Origin of the sequence: Streptomyces sp. 549 (assembly GCF_030124175.1) — a bacterium.
Classification (GTDB): domain Bacteria; phylum Actinomycetota; class Actinomycetes; order Streptomycetales; family Streptomycetaceae; genus Streptomyces.
Map to the genome: position 1 here is coordinate 183,080 of NZ_JASKMT010000002.1, position 19,494 is coordinate 202,573.

Below are 19,494 nucleotides of genomic sequence, written 5' to 3' on the forward strand. Positions count from 1 at the left end.
CGGTCCGTTCGCCCGCCTGGCCGCGTCCGCCCCGCCTCTCGACCGGGCAGGGCGGACGCGGGCTGCCGTCCGGAAGCGGCCGGGCGCCGGTGCCGGAAGAGTCCGTGATTCGACCCGCCCGTTGCGGGCACACGGCAGGAGGCACCGCGCCGGCCGACCTCCGGGCGGACGGCCCCGGGCCATCACCACTTCAGGGCGTTCCGCGCCCGCCACCACGCAGTACCACCGCACCAGCCGGCGTCACGGGACGTCGGCCAGGCCACCCGCGGCCGACCGCCGGGGTGAGGAGAAGGGGACACCACGTCATGGTCTGGAGTGAACTCGTCGACGGAGTACGCCGGCACGGCCGCTACGGCAGCGCCGCCGAGGCCGAGCAGGTCACCCGCACCGTGCTCGGCGCCCTGGGCGCCGCGCTCACCGCGGAGCAGCGGACCGGGCTGGCCGCGGGCCTGCCGCCGGAGGCAGCCGTGATGCTGACCGCAGGCCCCGCCGCGGGCCGCCCGCTCAAGGCCGCCGAGTTCGTCGCCGAGATCGCCTCCCGCGTCGCGGGCGCCACGCCCGCCACCGCCCGCTGGGACGCCGGTTCGGTCCTCGGCGTGCTCCCCGCGGCGCTCGCCGACGACGCCGCCGACGACGAGCTGACCGACCTGCTCGCCGCGCTCCCCACCGGCTACGCACTGCTGTTCGGCCGCGCCGAACTCGTCCGCGCGGCCTGACCCTGCCTCGCGCGGGCTGACCCCGGCCGCTCGTTCTGAGCCCGCACGCCCGCACGCCCGCCCGCACGCACTCACCTGCACGGCAGCCGGTCCGGACACCCCTCGGTGTCCGGACCGACTGCCGTCCGGGGCGCCGCCCTTCGGGCCGTCAGCCGTTGGGGGCGAGGGCGTGCCAGCGCACGGTGACCTCACCCTGGCGCCACCGCCGGGGCCCGTCCGCCAGCGGCCACTCGCCGCCCAGGGACCGCACCGCGCGGATCCAGCGCTGCCGGGCGCTCAGCGCGGACCACGGGGCCGCCGCCGCCCACGCCCGGTCGAAGTCCCGCAGGAACCGGTGCACCGGCTCGCCCGGCACGTTGCGGTGGATCAGGGCCTTCGGCAGCCGCTCGGCCAGGTCGGAGGGCTGGTTGAGGGAGGCCAGCCGGGTGGCGAAGGTGACCGTGCGCGGGCCCTCCGGGCCCAGCGCCACCCACACGTGGCGGCGCCCGATCTCGTCGCAGGTGCCCTCCACCAGCAGCCCGTCCGGTGCCAGCCGCCCGCACAACCGCTGCCACACCGGGCCGACCTCACGTTCGCCGTACTGGCGCAGCACGTTCGCCGCGCGCACCAGCTGCGGAGCGCCCTCGACCGGCACCTCGAAGCCGCCGCGCCGGAACGTCAGCCCCGGCCGCTGCCACGCCAGGGCGGCGGCGACCCGCTCCGGGTCGATCTCGACGCCCACCACCCGCACGTCGGACCGCACCTGCCGCAGTCGCCCCAGCAGCTCCACGGCGGTCCAGGGCGCGGCGCCGTACCCCAGGTCCACCGCGACCGGAGCCTCGGGGCTGCGGCGCAGGGCGGCGCCGTGCGTGGCGACGATCCAGCGGTCCATCCGCCGCAGCCGGTTCGGATTGGTCGTGCCCCTGGTGACGGTGCCCTCGGGCACTCCGGGGCGGGCGCGCGCGGACATGCACCGCAGCGTACGCGCCACCGCGCCGGGTCAAGAATGGGTAAAGTGGGAAGAGCGAGCAACCATTCCGGCGTTGACGCGGACGGAGACAGCCGTCGGTCAGAGGGAGAAGCCGCGTGAGCTCGTACGTGACGCGGATCGGTCGCAGGCTCGGACTCCCTCCGAGGGCTCCGCGCAGAGTCGCGCTGCTCAGCGTGCACACCTCCCCGCTGCACCAGCCGGGGACGGGTGACGCGGGCGGCATGAACGTCTACATCGTCGAGCTGTCCAAGCAGCTCGCCGCGCTCGGCACCGAGGTGGAGATCTTCACCCGGGCCACCACCGGCGCCCTGGCCCCGCGCGTGGAGCTGGCGCCCGGCGTGCTCGTCCGGCACGTCGACGCCGGGCCCTACGAGGGCCTGAACAAGGAGGACCTGCCGGCGCAGCTCTGCGCCTTCACGCACGGCGTGATGCAGGCCTGGGCGGGCCACCGGCCCGGCTACTACGACCTGGTCCACTCCCACTACTGGCTCTCCGGGCACGTCGGCTGGCTCGCCGCGCAGCGCTGGGGCGTGCCGCTGGTGCACGCCATGCACACCATGGCCAAGGTGAAGAACGCCGCGCTCGCCGCCGGTGACACTCCCGACCCGCCGGCCCGGGTCATCGGCGAGACGCAGATCGTGCGGGCCGCCGACCGGCTGATAGCCAACACCGCCGAGGAGGCGGGCGAGCTGGTGCGGCACTACGACGCTGAGCCGCAGCGCACGGCCGTGGTGCACCCGGGCGTCAACCTCGACGTGTTCCGCCCCGCCGACGGCCGGGCCGCCGCCCGCGCCCGCCTCGGCCTGCCGCCGGACGCGTTCATCCCGCTGTTCGCGGGCCGCATACAGCCGCTCAAGGCCCCCGACCTGGTGCTGCACGCCGTGCGCCGGCTGCTGGACGACGACCCGTCGCTGCGCGAGCGCCTGCTGGTGCCGGTGGTGGGCGGGCCCAGCGGATCGGGGCTGGCCAAGCCCGAGGGGCTGCAGAAGCTCGCCGCCCGGCTCGGCATAGCCGACCTGGTCTGCTTCCGCCCGCCGATCGGCCAGGAGGCGCTCGCCGACTGGTACCGGGCCGCCAGCGTGCTGGTGATGCCCTCCTACAGCGAGTCCTTCGGGCTGGTCGCCATCGAGGCCCAGGCGTGCGGCACCCCGGTCGTCGCCGCCGCCGTCGGCGGACTGCCGGTGGCGGTACGCGACGGCGTCAGCGGCTTCCTCGTCGACGGCCACGAACCCGCCCGCTACGCCGCCGCCCTGCGGCGCTTCGCCGACCACGACGGGCTCATCGCCCGCATGGGTGAGGCCGCCGCCCGGCACGCCCGCGGCTTCGGCTGGGCCGCCGCCGCCCACCGCACCGTCGACGTGTACGGCGAAGCGCTCGCCTCCCGGCCCGGTCGCCTACGATCACTGCATGGCTGATGTGAGCGACGCGACCGCGGTGATCGAGCGCACTCTCACCGAAGCGGAACTGGAGTGGGAGTCCCCTGAGAAGGGCACCTACGTGGTGACTCTGCCCGGGACGAAGAAGCTGTCCACCACCTGCTCGCTGGTGGTCGGCAAGCACTCCCTGTCGGTCAACGCCTTCGTCGTGCGCTGCCCCGACGAGAACCACGAGACCGTGCACCGCTGGCTCCTGGAGCGCAACACCCGCCTCTACGGCGTCAGCTACGCCATCGACCGGCTGGGTGACGTCTACCTCGTCGGCCGCTTCCCGCTGGCCGCCGTCACCCCGGACGAGCTGGACCGCATCCTGGGCACCGTGCTGGAGAACGCCGACGGCTCGTTCAACACCCTGCTGGAGATGGGCTTCGCCGAGGCCATCCGCAAGGAGTACGCCTGGCGCACCTCCCGCGGCGAGTCCACCCGCAACCTCGACGCCTTCAGCCACCTCACCCGCGACTGACCCGCCCCGCCCGGGGCCCTCTCCCCGCGACCGACCTCCGCGCGACCGACCTCCGCGCGACCGCCCTCCGCGCCGCTGACCGACCCGCGGCCTTCTCGCCGCGGGAGGTCAGCCGCTCCGGGGGCGCGTCAGCGCCGCCCCCTCACCGCTGGGCGGCCGACTTGCGGACGACGGCGACCGGGCAGTGGGCGTGGTGCAGCACGGCCTGGCTGACCGAGCCGAGCAGCAGCCCGGCGAAGCCGCCCCGCCCGCGTGCGCCGACCACCAGCAGCTGCGCGTCCTCGCTCGCCTCGATCAGCGTCTGCCGGGGGCGGCCCTCCACCAGGCGGCGCCGCACCGCCACGTCCGGGTACTCGTGCTTCAGCCCCGACAGCGCCTCGGCGAGGACCCGCTCCTCCTCGTCCTTGAGCATCGCCTCGTCGTAGACCAGCGGCACCGGGTCGCCGGGACCGCTGGACACCGGGCCAGTCCAGTTGTTCCAGGTGTGCACCGCGACCAGGTCCGCGCCGCGCAGCGACGCCTCCGCGAAGGCGAAGCGGACCGCCGCCGCCCCCGCCGCCGAACCGTCCACGGCCAGCACCACGTCACCCGACGGCTGCGCCTTGCCGCGCACCACCAGCACCGGGCAGTGTGCGTGCGCTGACAGGTGCACGGCTGCCGACCCCAGCAGCAGTCCGCTGAACGAGCCCAGTCCGCGGCTGCCCACGACGACCAGCGCCGCGTTCCGCGACTCCGCCTCCAGCACCGTCAGCGGCTCGCCGGGCACCACCACGCCGCTGACCTCGACCTGCGGCACCACCTCGCGGGCGTGCCGGGCGGCCTCGGCGACGATCTTCTCGGCCTCGTGGCGAAGGCCGCCGTCCGCCGGCCCCAGTTCCGAGGGGCCCAGGGGAACCCGCATCAGCGGCCAGATGAAGGCGTGCACGATCCGCAGCGCGCAACCGCGCAGCTCCGCCTCCCGGGCCGCGGTGCCGACCGCCTCCAGGGCCGAGGGCGAGCCGTCGACGCCGACCAGGATGTGCGCGTTCATGGGGGGTCTCCGATTTCGGGACGAGCGGTGGACCGTCCGTGCGACGACGTCCGGCAGGGCCGGCGGGATGCCGGCAGGACCCCATTGTGTTCGGCCGGACGTCCCCACGAGTAGGGCCGGGTGGACTCCCGACGGGGACCACCCGGCCCTCCTGCCGGGCGGCCGGTCCGGCCGACACTCGAAGTGGCACATCGCCGCAGCGGACCCGGTCCGCCGTCCCCCTGGAGGAATCATGAGCAGGCCGATGAACGGGCCGATCGTCGTCGGGCTGGACGGCTCCCCGGAAAGCCGCGCCGCCGCTGACTGGGCGGCCGGAGAGGCGAGCCGCAGAGAGGTCCCGCTGCTCCTGCTGCACTCCTGGACGGCCCAGTCCCTGGACCTGCCGATCGCCCAGGACGGCCCGAACAAGCAGCGCTGGGCCCAGCAGCTGCTGCACGAGACCGAAGCCGACCTGCGCAGCCGCCACCCGAAACTGGACGTCAGCGGCGAACTTGTCGCCGAGCAGCCCGTGCAGGCCCTGACCGACCAGGGCGACAGCGCGTCGCTGCTCGTCCTCGGCTCGCGCGGCTACGGGGCCGTGGCCGGCTTCCTCATGGGGTCGGTCAGCCTTCCCGTCCTGGCCCGCGCCACCTGCCCCACCGTGACGGTCCGTCTCGACAAGCACCTCGACAAGCACCGCGACAAGGCCGTCGAAGCCACCCCACCGGCCGCCGGGGCAGGCCCGCGGGACAGCGGCACGGAGATCGTCGTCGGCGTCCACGGCACCGGCCGCCGCGACGACGCGTCGCTCGCCTACGCCTTCTCCACCGCCGACGCCCAAGGCCTGACGGTCCGCGCGGTACACGCCTGGAACCCGCCGCCGCTGCTGGCCTACAGCCAGGCCATGGTCCCGCTCGCGAACGACACCGAGACCTTCGAGAGCGAGCACCGGGCCCTGCTGGCCGAGTCCCTGGCTCCCTGGCGCCAGCAGTACCCGGACGTCCCCGTCGTCGAGCACCTCGACGCCGGCCCGGCCGCCCCCGTGCTGCTGGCCGCCACCGCCCAGGCCCGCCTGCTCGTGGTCGGCCGCCGCCTGCACCGCCACCCCCTGGCCCCCAAACTCGGCCCCGTCACCCACGCCGCCCTCCACCACGCCCCCTGCCCCGTCGCCGTCATCCCGCACGACTGACGGGGGGAGCGGGACCACCGCCGCTACCCGAGCCCGCCCCTGCGAACCGCCCTGCCGGTGTTCGCAGGGGCACTTCGCTGTCCGCACGCAACCGTGGACAGCAGGACGCGTGTCCTGTGAGCTGAAGGGAATGCGGCCCTCCGGGCATATGCCCATAGGGCGTCGCAAAGAATTGTACACGCAAACGCCCCCATATCCTGAAAGTCATTACTTTGCGTATGGCGTTCATCACGTCCAGTCCACGTTGAGTGCGTCTTTTGCGGTAATTAGGAGGTGTAGACCTTCCGTAAAACGGCGACTACTTTCTGATCCCACGACCTTTATCTGATCTTCACAACGTGGGCGGGGTGCGGGGGATGGGAAGTCGCATGCGCGGCTTTGGCAGACCGATGGTGTTTGCGCTGAGTGCTGTTCTGGGGCTGAGCGTGCTCACGCCCGACGCTGCGTCGGCAGCGGCATCCCCGCCCCTTCAGGAGGCGGGCGACGGCAGCGGTACCGCGCCCCCGCGATCGCCGGAGCAGGACGCGCTCGACCGGGCGAAGAAGTCCGGCGAACCCGTCGAGGTGGAAGCGCTGCGCAGCGAGAGCAGCGAGGTCTTCGCCACCCCCGAGGGAGCGCTCGAAGCTCGTGAACACCTCCGACCGGTGTGGGCGCGCGTCAAGGGAGAGTGGAAGCCGGTCGACACGGACCTGGTGAAGCTGCCGGGCGGCGGCGTCGGACCCAAGGTGGCCACGCTCGACATCAGATTCTCAGGAGGCGGGGCCGACCCGCTGGTCCGAATGGACCGGGCCGGCCGCGAACTGGCCCTCTCCTGGCCCCACCGGCTCCCCGCTCCCGTACTACAGGGCGAGATAGCCACCTACCCGGAGGTCCTGCCCGGCGTCGACCTGCGGATGGGAGCCCACGCGGACGGGTTCACCCAACTCCTGGTCGTCAAGTCGGCCGAGGCGGCCAAGAGCGAAGAGCTCACGGAGCTCCGGCTGAAGCTCGGCGCTCAGGGCATGGACGTCCGGACCACCGAGACCGGCGGTCTGGAAGCGATCGACAAGGGCGCCAAGACACCCGTTTTCGAAGCCGCAACGCCGCTCATGTGGGACTCCAGCGGTGGGACAGGCGACACCGGCCAGCCGCAGGCGAAGTCCTCCAAGGTGCTCGCGCCGGCCGCATCGGGTCCGGAACAGGGCACTCCTGCCGGGGAGTCGGGCAAGCAGGCCCCGGTGGCCGTCGACCTGCCCGCGGGCAGGAACGAACTCGTCCTCACCCCCGACGCCGGTCTGCTGCGCGGCGCGGACACCCAGTACCCCGTCTACATCGACCCCCAGTGGTACTCGCCGCGCGCGGCGGCCTGGACCATGGCGTCCAAGTACTGGGCCAACTCACCGCAGTGGAAGTTCAACGGCGACCCCGACGGCGGTCTTGGGTACTGCGGATGGGCCTACTGCCAACCGCAGGACACCAAGCGGCTCTTCTACCGCATCCCCACCTCCAGGTTCTCCGGCAAGTCGGTGCTGTCCGCGGAGTTCGTCGTGCGGAACGTCCACTCGGCTTCCTGTGACGCCCGATCGGTCCAGCTCTGGCGCACCGGGGCCATCTCCGACAAGACCACGTGGAACTCGCAGAACGCCTCCGGTTTCTGGATCAAGCAACTGGCGTCGCGTTCCTTCGCCCACGGTCACAACGGCTGCGCCGCGAAGGACGCCGAGTTCAACGTGAAGGCGGCGGTCCAGGAAGCGGCCAACAAGAAGTGGTCCACGATGACGTTCGGGCTCAGGGCCTCGAGCGAGACGGACCGCTACGGGTGGAAGCGCTTCTCCGACAGGGCGTTCCTGCGGGTGCAGTACAACCGCCCGCCGCCCCAGGTGAAGATGTCGCAGCTTGCCATGGAGTACGGCGGCACCTGCAGGAAGCCGGCCAGCGCGGCGCGCGTGCGCACGCTCGGCAAGATCTACGCGAACAACGTGACCGACCCGGACGGCGACAGCGTCTCCGTCCAGTTCCAGGCCAAGTGGGCCTCGACGAGCGGCGGAACCCCCACCGTGCAATGGCAGCCGGCTCGCACCGCAGCCAAGAAGTCCGGCTCCAGTTTCGCGATCAAGCTCCCGACCAACATCCCCGCCAACCGGACCGTGCACTGGTACGTCCGCTCCTACGACGGTGCCCAGTACTCGCCGTGGTCCCATGCAGGTGATCCCACCGGCTGCTACTTCGTCTACGACACCAGCGTGCCCAAGGCACCCTCGATCGTCTCCGCGGAATACCCCGAGTCCGATCCCGAGAACCCCGACGACCCGTGGCTGGACGGGGTCGGCCAGTACGGCGACTTCACCTTCAAGGCGTCCGCCGGCGACGTGAATCGTTACTGGTACGGCGTCAACAGCGACCCGGTGCAGTCGAACCAGATCAGCACCTCCGCCGGGGCGGCGCGAACCGTCAAGGTACTACCGAGCAAACCCGGAGTCAGCTTCGTCACGGCCATGGCGCTCGACACCGCGGGGAACCGGTCAGAGGCCCGCACCTACCAGTTCCGGGTCAAGGCCGGGCAGCCGGAACGGGCGACCTGGCAACTGAACGAGGACAGCGGCGCCACCCAGGCGAGCGGCAGCGCCCCCTCGCGCGAGACGACGCTGAAAGGCGGAGCCGAGATCACGGGCGGCGGCGCCAAGGGCAACGGGCTGAGCCTGGATGGCGTGGACGGACACGCTGCAAGTGACGTGCCGATCGTGGACACCAACCGTGGTTTCTCGGTGGCCGCATGGGTCAAACTCGACCGCAAGCCCACCGGCGCGGCCGCCACGGTCGCCTCGCAGCCGGGCAACCACAACGTCGGCTTCGAGTTGTACTACTCGTCCGCCTTCGACAGGTGGATCTTCAACCAGTACGAGACCGACCAACCCGGCTCCAAGATCGTCAGAGCCATGGCGGACCAGCCAGGCGGCGTGAGCACAGGCACCTGGACGCACCTCGCGGGCACCTTCGACGGCGTGGGCAAGCAACTCAAGCTGTACGTCAATGGCAGCCTGGCGGGCCAGACCGCCCTGCCCAACGCCTGGAACGCCCGCCGAGGACTCCACATCGGCGCGGGAGCGTCGAACGGCGTGCCGAACAACTTCTTCCCCGGCATGATCGACGAGCTTCAGATGTTCGACAAGCCGATCAGCACCGGGGAGATCGCGACCCTGCGTGGCCATGGTCGGGTAGGTGACCCGGGGCGTCCCGCCGTCGCCCTCTTCGACATGGAGGCCCAGACCGACTCGGGCAGTATCAGCGGCCCCGGAGACGTTCTGCCCGCCGTCTACCAGGGCGGTGTCACCACCGGCGTCCCCGGCATCCAGGGCAACGCCGCTGAGTTCAACGGGACCACGGGGCACGCCAAGATCGGCCAGTCCAGTGGCCCGCACGTCAACACCTCGCGCAGCTTCACGATCGCTGCCTGGGCGAAACTGTCCAGGAAGCCGACCGGCGCCGCGATCATCACCGCCCAGACAGGCAGGCACCGGCCAGGCTTCGAGCTGTACTACTCCAGCGCGTACGACCGGTGGGCGTTCAACCAGTACAGCGCCGACTCGCCGGACGCGAGCGTCATTAGGGCCATGCAACCTGCCGGCACCACCGCTCAGGTGGGCGACTGGGTGCACCTCGTGGGCGTCCACGACACCGTCGCGGAAACGCTGACCCTCTACGTCAACGGCCGTGCCGTCGGAAGCACCCAGTTGGGGTCGGCCTTCTACGCGGACCAGTCGATGTTCATCGGCGCCGGCGCCTACGGCGGCTCCCCGACCAACCACTTCCCGGGCACCATCGACGACGTCCGCCTCTTCGACCGCCCGGTGTCGGCGGCCGAGGCCCAGCAGGTATTCAAGCAGCGGGCCATGGTGAAGGGCCGCTGGATGTTCGACAAGACCGAAGATGCGGACCCTCTCAAGACCCCGGACGACTCCGAAGTGCGCAACCCGATGACCCTCCACGGTCAGGCCGAGATAGGTTTTGACAGCATGCTCGGCAGTGGGGCTCTTCAGCTCAACGGAGTCAACGCACATGCCGCGACCACCAAGGTCCCCGTTGACACGTCGGGTAGCTTCACCGCGACAGCATGGGTGAAGGCAGCTGCGCAGCCGTCGGACCCTGTTGCGCTCTTCAGCACAGAAGGGGTGCAGCGGGACGGTTTCGGTGTCCGGTACGTGCCACATCCCACCGACCCCGTCGGATACCCGGGGCACTGGCAGCTGTCTCTCACTGATGCGGACGAGCCGGGAGCCTCCGTCGTCCAGACGGACAACGGCAACGTCGACTATGTCACTCAATGGACGCACATCGCTTTTGTCTATGACGGCTTCCAGAAGGAGGCCAGACTCTATGTGGACGGCGATCTGGCAGAGATCGGCTGCCCGGATGAGGACAGCGACGGTAATGCTGACGGCGGGTGTACCGAGCTTGTGCCGTGGGCTGAGAACGCCCTGTCGTTCAAAGCGACGAGGTCCTTCCAGGTTGGGCGTTTCGTCAAGTCGTCGGCGCAGGCCAAGCCTTTCCCCGGTGTGATCGACGACGTGTGGCTGTTCCAGGGCGCGCTCACGGACACGCAGGTCGAGAACCTCGCCGACATGTGGTTCGACGTGCCGACCAAGGTCCCAGGAGATTGACCATCGCTCAGGGAGGTTCCGGAAACCGGCGCCTCCCTGGGAGCCTCCTCGCCCTGTCTTTCCCTTTTCTGCGACGCAGCAGCCGTGCTGGGCGTTGCCGACCTCGAAGGATCGGTTTTCTGATGAACGGCTCGGCCAGACCAGTCAGGTTCTTGGCTTTCCGACGACAACTTGCCTTGGCCACCTCTGCGGTGATGCTGGGAACACTGCTGCAGGCGGTGAACGCGCCGACGGCGACGGCGGTGGACACGCCTCCGGACGTGGCGGCCCTTATGGAGAAGCCCGTCCGAGGAGGCGCCACCGGGAAGCCCAGGCCGAGGCAGCAGACGCCTGGCCCGCGCACACCGGCAGCGGAGCCGCAGGCGGCCTGGCCCAAGCCAGGCTCATCCGTCGTCACGTTGCCGGCCTTGTCAGCAGGGCGCACCCCCGACCTCCACGAAGCCGCCGGGCTTCCTGTGAAGCTGAGTGCGCCGTCGGATGCAGCTGGAGGCCATCCCGGCGCCCGGGCGAAGGCGACGAAGGAAGCGGTGCAAGGGCCGGTTCGGGCGCGCGTCCTGGATCGGGAGGCGACTGAGCGGGCTGATGTCGAAGGGGTGCTGCTGAGCCTGGAGGCAGCACGCTCCGAGGCGAAGAGCGCGGCAGGACCCATCTCGGGCGTCACAAGCGTGCACCTGGACTATTCCAGCTTCGGCCAGGCATACGGTGGCGGATGGGCTTCCCGACTCACCCTCGTGGAACTGCCCGCCTGTGCGCTCACCACCCCGACTCGTGACGAGTGCCGCACTAGCAAGCCAGTACCGACGGAGAACGACACGGAGCAGCAGACGCTCTCTGCGGATGCGGTGACGTTGCGTGCCTCCGGCCCCACCGTGCTGGCCGCGGTCGCTGACGATGAAGGAGAGAGCGGCGACTACAAGGCCACGCCCCTTTCCCCTTCCGCTACTTGGGGCACCGACCTCAGCACCGGCGACCTCAACTGGGCCTACGAGATGCCGGTGCCGGAGGTACCCGGCGGGTTTGCGCCGAACGTCGGCCTCTCGTACTCGTCCGGTCAGGTCGACGGCCGCACCGGCGGCACCAACAACCAGTCCTCCTGGATCGGCGACGGCTTCGACCTCTGGCCCGGCTACATCGAGCGCCGCTACCAGCCCTGCGCCGAAGACGGGGTCAAGAACGGGGACGGCAACAAGCCCGGCGACCTTTGCTGGGACCATGACAACGCCTTCATCACCTTCAACGGCAAGGGGGGTGAGCTGGTACCCGTCGCAGACGACGAATGGAAGCTGAAGAAGGACGACGGAACGCGGATCAAGCGCCTCGCCTCGACCGCCCGTGCCAACGGCGACAACGACGGCGAGTACTGGCGCCTGACCGATCCCGAGGGAACCCGCTACTACTTCGGCTACAACCGTCTTCCCGGTTGGTCCTCCGGCAGCGAGACCACGGATTCCACTTGGACGACTCCCGTGTTCGGGAACAACGCTGGGGAACCCTGCCACGCAGCCGCCTTCAAGGACTCCTGGTGCCAGCAGGCCTGGCGGTGGAACCTGGACTACGCAGTCGATCTCCACGGAAACGCCGTCGCCTACTACTACAACCAGGAGAAGAACTCCTACGGCCGCAACCTCACGGCGAAGGACAACACGTCCTACGTCCGCGGCGGCCACCTGGACCGGATCGAGTACGGCCTGAAGTCGAACGCCGTGTACAGCGGCAAGGCGCTGGCCAAGGTCGAGTTCACCAACGCCGAACGCTGCCTGCCGAACAGCAAGACCACCTGCGCGTCCATCGAATCCGACGCCTTCTACTGGTACGACACACCATGGGACCTGAACTGCAAGGCGAGTGAGGACTGCGACCGAGGGCGCCTGTCTCCCACCTTCTGGACGCGCAAGCGCCTTACCGGTGTGACCACCCACCTTCTCAACGGCACCGACTACTCCAAGGTCGACTCCTGGAAGCTGGGGCACCGCTGGGGGCAGGCCGACGTGGACTACCAGCTGCTCCTGGACTCCGTGCAGCAGACCGGTCACACCGCGACGCCCGAAATCACCCTGCCCAGGACGACCTTCGCCTACAAGCAGATGGCGAACAGGTTGGACCGCACGGGCGACGGCTACGCCCCCTTCATCAAGGCACGGCTCTCCGGGGTGGACGACGAGTCGGGCGGACAGGTCACCGTCGACTACTCCGCCCCGGCTTGCAACTGGAATTCCCTTCCCACACCGCAGACCAACACCACTCGCTGCTTTCCGCAGTACATAGGTGGTTCCAGCTCGGACGACCCGGAACGCCACTGGTTCAACAAGTACGTCGCCACCTCCGTCACCACCACGGACCGCACCGGTGGTGCCGCAGACTCCGTCGTGGCGTACGACTACAAGGGCGGGGCCGCCTGGCATTTTGATGACGACGGCCTGACGAAGGAGAAGTTCAAGACCTGGTCGCAATGGCGCGGGTACGGCCACGTCACGGTTCGGACCGGAGGCGCCGGAGGCGGAAGTGCGCTCAAGTCGCAGAGCGACAGCTACTTCCTGCGCGGCATGCACGGCGACAAGAAGGCACCGAGTGGGGGCACAAAGGAGGTGAGTGTTGCCCTCGGCGAGGGCGAGGGTGAGCCGATCACCGATCACGATGCCGCAAGCGGGTTCGAGTACAAGACGGTCACCTTCGACAAGCCGGCGGGCAAGGTGCTGGCGAAGACCGTGAACCGGCCCTGGCGTCACGAGACAGCGAAGAAGGTGCGCAGTTGGGGAACCATCGCTGCCCACTTCACCGGCACCTCTCACACGAAGAGCTGGACGTCGCTCGATGACGGGGCCGGCGCGAACTGGCGTGTCACCTCGGCGTCCAACACGCACGACACCGTCGCCGGTCGCCTGACGCAGGTGGACGACTTCGGAGACAACTCCGTCGCCTCCGACAACACCTGCATGCGGACGACCTACGCGACCAACACGTCCGCCAATCTCCTCGGTTTGGAGTCACGGGTCGAGACGGTCGCTGTCGGGTGCGGCACCAACCCGGACCGCAGCAAGGACGTCATCGAGGACATCCGTACGGCCTACGACGGTGGCGCATACGGGGCAGCCCCGACCAAGGGCGATGAGACGGCTGTCGCAGTGCTGAAGGAGCACGACGGTGGGAAGGCCACCTACCTCGAGTCCGGAACCACCTACGACACGTACGGGCGACCGCTGACGACGACGGACATCACCGCACAGGTGACCGTCACCGGCACCGGAGCCCCCGTACGTACGGTACGAAACGACGGCCGCACGGCGACAACGGTCTACAGCCCGGCGAGCGGTCTGCCGACTCGCATCACCGAGACCACCCCGCCGGCGAAGGCGGGGGTGGCCTCGAGCGCCCAGACGACGACCACTGACCTGAACCTGCTGCGGTCGCAGCCGAAGACGATCACCGACCCGAACAACAAGGTCACCACCTTCCAGCACGATGCTCTCGGCCGTTCGAGCAAGATCTGGCGTCCCGACCGGAGGACGACCACGACCCCGAGCCTTCAGTTCACGTACTTCGTGACTGAGGGCAAGCCCGTCGCCGTCAGAACCCAGACCCCGACCAACGGCGGCAACGGGCAGATCGCTTCTTACAGCATCTATGACGGCTTGCTTCGCGAGCGCCAGACCCAGACCCCGGGCCCTGATGGCGGTCGACTCCTCACGGACGTCTTCTACGACGAGCGCGGACTCACTGAGCGCACGAACGCTGCCTACTTCACCGGAGGAGCACCCAGCTCGGACCTGTTCAGACCCGACAATGCTCTGTCCGTCGACACTCAGACCCGCCACTACTACGACGGTCTGGGCCGCGAGACGGAGAACCGCCTGGTGGCCGGCAACGGCGACGGCGGTGAGCCGCAGGTGAAGGCCGTCACTCGCACCCTCTACGGAGGTGACCGCACCACGGTCCTTCCGCCTGAGGGCGGCACGGCCACCACAACGCTCGTAGACGCGCGCGGCCTGAGCACTGAGCTGCGTCAGCACCACCACCGGGCAGCCAATGCGCCCTTCGACAGCACCAAGTACCAGCACACTCCCAAGGGGCAGTTGGCCAAGGTCACCGATCCGGCTGGCAACGTCTGGACCTACACCTACGACCAGCTGGGGCGGCAGGTGCGGACGAGTGACCCCGACAAGGGAGTCAGCCGCACCACCTACGACGACCGGGGGCAGGCCGTCTCGGCCACGGACTCCCGCGACGTCACCCTCTTCAGCGTCTACGACGATCTCGGGCGAAAGACGGAGCTGCGGGAAGGCAGTGCGACGGGCACCCTGCGTGCCAAATGGACCTTCGACACGATCGGCGGGGCGAAGGGCCACCTCACCGAGTCCGCCCGCTACGTCGGAGGCCAGGCCTACATCAACAGGGTCACGGCCTACGACAGCCTGTACCGGCCCTATCGGCAGGCCGTGGTGATTCCCGCATCCGAAGGCGCACTTGCCGGCACCTACCAGACCGGTACGGCCTTCTGGGATTCCGGAGTGACCCGGTCGGTGTCCTACTCCGCCGCAGGGTCCCTCCCGGGTAGTGCGTACACGTACACGTACGAGGACGAGACTCTGCGGCCGACGGCGGTCACGGGTGAAGGGTTTGGTTCGTCCACGGTCTACTCGAGGATCGGCCAGCCTCTCCAGCACGCCCTCGGCCGGGCGAACAGCCCCAAGAACGTGTTCGCCACGTATACGTATGAGGCAGGCACAAAGCGCCTCGCCACCTCACGCGTCGATCGCCTGAACATTGCGGGCGTCGACCGGCACAGCACCTACCGGTACGACGCGGCAGGAAACGTCACCGCTATCGCTGACGTGTCCCGATCTGGTACGGACACCCAGTGCTATGCCTACGACCACCTCCGCAGACTGACCGAAGCGTGGGCACAGGGCACGTCGACCTGCGCGCCGACACCCACTTCCGACAAGGTCGGCGGAGTGGCGCCCTACTGGCACAGCTACACCTACGACAAGGCGGGCAACCGCCTCACGGAGACGCAGCACGACCCGGGCGGTAGCGCTAGCAAGGACATCAAGCGCGCCTACGCGTACCCCGCCCCGGGGCAGCCGCAGGCGCACACGTTGACGTCGGTCACCCAGACCGCCCCTTCGAGTACCTCACAGGACAGCTTCACCTACGACGCCGCGGGCAACACCGCGACTCGACTCGTCGGCGGCGACACCCAGAGGTTCACCTGGGACGCCGAAGGTCGTCTGGTGCGGGTGGCCGAGGCCGTGGAAGGAAGCGCGGACAAGGTCAGCGAGTACCTGTACGACGCGGACGGGAACCGCCTGATCGCGCGCACGTCCACTGAGACCACTCTCTACCTCGGCCACACCGATGTTGTCCTGCCCAAGGGCGCGAGCAAGGCGAAGGCCACCCGCTACATACCGCTGGGCGGCGGACACCAAGCGGTCCAGGCGGACGACAACTCCGTCACCTTCACCATGGCGGACCACCACGGCACCGGCCAGTTGGCGATCGAAGCCGGGAACCTGAGCATGACGCAGCGCCGAAGCCTTCCCTTCGGGGGCCCCCGCGGCGAACAACCGACGAGTTGGCCTGGGACCAAGGGCTTCGTCGGTGGAGTGGACGACACGGCGGACACGGGATTCGTCCACCTGGGTGCCCGTCAGTATGACTCCGGCATCGGTCGTTTCCTGTCCGTAGACCCGGTCATGGATCTGTCCGACCCGCAGCAGATCCATGGGTACACGTATTCCAACAACAATCCCGTCACCTGGTCCGACCCGACTGGGCTGGCTTTCGAGGAATGCGTAAACGGCATGTACGTCTGCAAGGGCGGCACTAAGCCGATCAAAAAGGGGAAGAACTACGACAAGATCGCGCACAAGGAGTCGACGCCTTCCAAGGGGGCAGTAAAGGGTACTGCTCAGGCATCCGCTGTTGTGGGCGTGAGGGGCTACGGTGTTCTCTCCCGGCCGGCCCCTGCTAGGCCTCGTTGCACCTATACCGGCAACGCCTGCAACTCGATGATTGACAGCGTGCAGCCGAAGACCGTCAAAGAGACGCTCTACATTGTCCGCGACTTGGCTGTGGAATGGGCTACCCCGGATTACGAATCATGGGAAACGTGTTTCGGTAAGGGGGACGTTGAAAGCTGCGTCTACGTAGGCTTGGATGTCGCAAAGCCTGTCAAGGGTGCGGGAATGTTTGGGAAGAAGCTGGCAAAACAGTACCGCAAGCAATGCAACAGTTTCCTCCCTGGTACTCAAGTCTTGATGGCGGACGGTTCTTCCAAGGCAATAGAGGACGTTAAGGTCGGCGACGAGGTATTGGCCGCTGATCCTGAGACCGGCGAGCTGCAGGCTCAGCTTGTTACCGCGGAACTCTTCCATGCAGGCGACAAGCAGCTCGTAAGCCTGACGATCGACATCGACGGACAGCACGGCGACCTCACTGCCGAGGTCGTTGCGACCGACGGCCACCCGTTCTGGGTCCCTGGCCTCGACGAGTGGATCGATGCCGCAGACCTGCGAGCTGGCCAGAACCTACTGGCCAGGGACGGTTCGGTGCTGCAGGTAGTAGGCGTGCGCCACTGGATGCAAGACGCGGCAGTGTTCAACCTGACCGTTGCCAACATGCACACGTACTATGTGCTGGCGGGGCAGACTCCGGTCCTCGTTCACAATAGTAATTGCGACCTTCCCGAGGGGTATACCTCATCTCCGGCGCTTAAGGGAGACCCGTACCATCCGGATTCGGTTGCTGGTCGGAGTGCGCAGAATAGGGAACTCTACGCTGGAAGCGTCGGCGACAGGGCTGGTGGGCTTGGGTACAGGACCAGAATTCCCGCACAGAAGGCCCCTTTCGACTCGCACGGGCAGGTGGTTTTCTCCAATGGGAAGAACTACATAACGCCCGATGTTGACGGCCACAACGTGACGGGTGGTTGGAAGATGTTCAACCGCAGAGGACAACGGATTGGTACCTATGACCCAGACCTCAACTACCTCAAGGAGTAACGGCTTCGCGATTGAGGTGGTCGATAGTGCCGCCTCGGAGGATGTGCAGGGTGCATCCTCCGAGGCGGTGGGCAGGATCACGGTCGGGGAGTTTGCGGAAACGTTCCGCATGGATCTGAGCTTCTGGAGCGTGAGCGACTATCGCCGGAGTTGGAAGCGTGCATTGCAGGTGCTCGTAGACGATGAGGCAGCGATCTCGTGTCTGATCTCCTCAATCACCGACCCGGGAAACAGCAACTTCGCATTCTGCTGGCCGCTCTATCGCAGCGGAGAAGATGTCTACGTGCAAAACTCGGTCGTATTTCTGGACGAGCTGGACAGTAGATTTGATCCCGAAGAGCCCTGGCATTTCATGCGTCCGCGCTGCGCGATCGACGATGATGGGAATCGCATCTCTGAATGGTCAACCGGAATGACCGAGCTGAGGCTATTCCTTGAATCGGGCAGGGAAGAATAAGGCCCACGTCGTTGCGTCAAAGAAGCCCCACCGGAGATTCCCGGTGGGGCTTCTTGGGTGATTTGACGGCAACGGCAACGGCGACGGCAACGTCAGCGGACGACGGCTGCGGTGGGCGGGTCGTCCGGGGCGTCGGTCTGGCTGAGGATGCCCCCGAGGGTGTCGATGGCCTGGCGCTGGAGGCGGAGGCGTACGTGGGCGTAGACGCCGGCGGTGACGCCGATGTGGGCGTGGCCGAGGAGTTCCTTGATGACGACGAGATCGACGCCTTGCTCCAGCAGCAGGGTCGCGGTCGCAGGGCGATTGCAAAGTCCCGGTGAGTTCGTGAATGCGCAGGTCACGGCGGTATGACGATGTCCGCTCGCCCCGCTCCGAACACAACGAAGCTCCGGTTGATGCCGGTGACCGATCAAGTCGCCTGCACCGCCCGGAGCTTCGATGTGCCGTCAGTCTTCCACCGTCTGCCTGGTCAAAACGCCCACCCGTCAGCACCGGTTGACCGGACCGCTGGTCCTGCGGCTGGGGACCTTGGCCGATCCCCGGCACCGGCGCGGGAAGCGTCACCCGTTCGTGAGTGTGCTGCTCGTGGCGTGCTCGGCGGTACTGACTGGTGCGCGCTCGTTCGCCGCGATCGGCCAGTGGGCGAAAAGCGCCCCGCAGGACACCCTGGCCCGGCTCGGAACTCGCACCACGACCGTGTTCAACGTGCGCATCGCACCGAGCACGGCGACCATCCGCCGCGTCCTGGGCGCCGCCTGCCCCGGCGGACTCGCCGACCTGCTCGGTCACGACCCGGCCGGGGCCGACACCCTGGCGGTGGACGGCAAGAGCGCCCGCGGCTCACGCCACGGCGACACCCCGGCCGCCCACCTGCTGGCCGCGGTCACCGGCACCGGCCTCACCGTCACCCAGCTGCGGGTACCAGGCAAGACGAACGAAATCACCTGCTTCGACGCCCTGTTGAAGCCGTACGACCTGAGCGGCGTCACGGTCACCGCGGACGCCCTGCACTGCCAGCGCGAGCACGCCCGGTTCCTCGTCGAACAGAAGAAGGCGCACTACGCCTTCACCGTGAAGCGCAACCAGAAGAACCTGCACCGCCAGCTGGCCGCCCTGCCCTGGGACAAGGCGAGCGCGAAGTTCTACGACCGAACCGACGCCCACGGACGCCTGGAGACCCGCGTCGTACAGGCGCTGACCATCACCGGCCTCGGCGTCGACTTCCCCCACGCCACCCAGGTCGCGAAGATCGTCCGGCACCGCACCCAGCGCAGGACCGGCAAACGCAGTCGCGAGACCGTCTACGTCATCACCGATCTGACCAGCCGCCAGGCATCCCCCGAACGCATCGCGAAGATCGTCCGCTCGCAGTGGACCATCGAGAACCGGCTCCACTTCGTCCGCGACACCACCTTCGCCGAGGACGCCTCCAAGATCCGCACCGGACACGGCCCGGACAACATGGCCACCCTCCGCAGCTTCGCCATCAACCAGCTGCGAGCCGCCGGCCACGCGTACATCGCGGCCGGACTCCGCGAAATGTCCTACGACAGCTTCCGCCGACCACTGAACCTCCTCGACCTACCCTGACCTGCACCGATCTAAGATCAAAAGAC

At 68.5% G+C, this 19,494-nt stretch carries 10 protein-coding genes and 1 pseudogene; 8 read left to right on the top strand and 3 right to left on the bottom strand.

Annotated elements, in window-relative coordinates; all coding sequences use genetic code 11:
* Positions 1-305 precede the first annotated feature (305 nt).
* Positions 306-716 carry a DUF2267 domain-containing protein gene (locus tag QNO07_RS02960; RefSeq protein ID WP_283989791.1) on the top strand — a complete coding sequence of 137 codons (411 nt, stop codon included), beginning with the start codon at positions 306-308 and terminating at the stop codon, positions 714-716.
* Positions 717-864: 148 nt separating this feature from the next.
* On the opposite strand, the gene QNO07_RS02965 is transcribed toward QNO07_RS02960, so the two are convergent.
* A complete protein-coding gene (locus QNO07_RS02965) occupies positions 865-1,665 on the bottom strand; it encodes a class I SAM-dependent methyltransferase (protein ID WP_283989792.1) in 801 nt (266 codons plus the stop codon).
* Positions 1,666-1,781: 116 nt separating this feature from the next.
* Here QNO07_RS02965 and mshA point away from each other — a divergent pair, with 116 nt between their 5' ends.
* Both mshA and QNO07_RS02975 read left to right on the top strand, forming a co-directional pair.
* The gene (mshA, locus tag QNO07_RS02970) at positions 1,782-3,101 is read left to right on the top strand and encodes a D-inositol-3-phosphate glycosyltransferase (RefSeq protein WP_283989793.1); all 1,320 of its coding nucleotides are present in this window, start codon (positions 1,782-1,784) and stop codon (positions 3,099-3,101) included.
* Positions 3,094-3,585: a type III secretion system chaperone family protein gene (locus QNO07_RS02975; RefSeq protein ID WP_283989794.1), complete on the top strand. Its 492-nt coding sequence runs from the start codon at positions 3,094-3,096 to the stop codon at positions 3,583-3,585. The genes mshA and QNO07_RS02975 overlap by 8 nt, the downstream gene beginning before the upstream one ends.
* A gap of 142 nt (positions 3,586-3,727) precedes the next feature.
* Here the strand turns inward: QNO07_RS02975 and QNO07_RS02980 are convergent, their stop codons facing one another.
* Positions 3,728-4,615 (bottom strand): universal stress protein, encoded by an 888-nt coding sequence (locus tag QNO07_RS02980; RefSeq protein WP_283989795.1) that lies wholly within the window; start codon positions 4,613-4,615, stop codon positions 3,728-3,730.
* A gap of 232 nt (positions 4,616-4,847) precedes the next feature.
* On the opposite strand from QNO07_RS02980, the gene QNO07_RS02985 reads away from it, so the two are divergent.
* From QNO07_RS02985 to QNO07_RS03000, 4 genes are all read left to right on the top strand, one after another.
* Positions 4,848-5,783, top strand: coding sequence for a universal stress protein (locus tag QNO07_RS02985; RefSeq protein WP_283989796.1), 936 nt, complete (start codon positions 4,848-4,850; stop codon positions 5,781-5,783).
* A 389-nt stretch (positions 5,784-6,172) separates the two neighbouring features.
* Positions 6,173-10,420: a LamG-like jellyroll fold domain-containing protein gene (locus tag QNO07_RS02990; protein ID WP_283989797.1), complete on the top strand. Its 4,248-nt coding sequence runs from the start codon at positions 6,173-6,175 to the stop codon at positions 10,418-10,420.
* Between the two features lie 122 nt (positions 10,421-10,542).
* Complete coding sequence (locus QNO07_RS02995) at positions 10,543-17,421, top strand: polymorphic toxin-type HINT domain-containing protein (RefSeq protein ID WP_283989798.1); 6,879 nt, start codon at positions 10,543-10,545, stop codon at positions 17,419-17,421.
* Entirely contained in the window at positions 17,390-17,878 is a 489-nt protein-coding gene (locus QNO07_RS03000; protein WP_283989799.1) for a hypothetical protein, read from the top strand. Before QNO07_RS02995 ends, QNO07_RS03000 begins: the two co-directional genes overlap by 32 nt.
* A 92-nt stretch (positions 17,879-17,970) precedes the next feature.
* On the opposite strand, the pseudogene QNO07_RS03005 reads toward QNO07_RS03000, so the two are convergent.
* Positions 17,971-18,180, bottom strand: a pseudogene (locus QNO07_RS03005) (site-specific integrase); the annotation flags it as partial.
* Between the two features lie 136 nt (positions 18,181-18,316).
* Between QNO07_RS03005 and QNO07_RS03010 the strand changes: the two are divergent.
* A complete protein-coding gene (locus QNO07_RS03010) occupies positions 18,317-19,468 on the top strand; it encodes an ISAs1 family transposase (protein ID WP_502961762.1) in 1,152 nt (383 codons plus the stop codon).
* The last annotated feature ends 26 nt before the right edge of the window (positions 19,469-19,494 follow it).

Excerpts from the sequence above, each read along its gene's own strand:
- QNO07_RS02960 (WP_283989791.1), top strand. The coding sequence starts at position 306 with ATGGTCTGGAGTGAACTCGTCGACGGAGTACGCCGGCACGGCCGCTAC.
- QNO07_RS02965 (WP_283989792.1), bottom strand. The coding sequence starts at position 1,665 with ATGTCCGCGCGCGCCCGCCCCGGAGTGCCCGAGGGCACCGTCACCAGG.
- QNO07_RS02975 (WP_283989794.1), top strand. The coding sequence starts at position 3,094 with ATGGCTGATGTGAGCGACGCGACCGCGGTGATCGAGCGCACTCTCACC.
- QNO07_RS02980 (WP_283989795.1), bottom strand. The coding sequence starts at position 4,615 with ATGAACGCGCACATCCTGGTCGGCGTCGACGGCTCGCCCTCGGCCCTG.
- QNO07_RS02985 (WP_283989796.1), top strand. The coding sequence starts at position 4,848 with ATGAGCAGGCCGATGAACGGGCCGATCGTCGTCGGGCTGGACGGCTCC.
- QNO07_RS02990 (WP_283989797.1), top strand. The coding sequence starts at position 6,173 with ATGGTGTTTGCGCTGAGTGCTGTTCTGGGGCTGAGCGTGCTCACGCCC.
- QNO07_RS02995 (WP_283989798.1), top strand. The coding sequence starts at position 10,543 with ATGAACGGCTCGGCCAGACCAGTCAGGTTCTTGGCTTTCCGACGACAA.
- QNO07_RS03000 (WP_283989799.1), top strand. The coding sequence starts at position 17,390 with ATGACCCAGACCTCAACTACCTCAAGGAGTAACGGCTTCGCGATTGAG.
- QNO07_RS03010 (WP_502961762.1), top strand. The coding sequence starts at position 18,317 with ATGTGCCGTCAGTCTTCCACCGTCTGCCTGGTCAAAACGCCCACCCGT.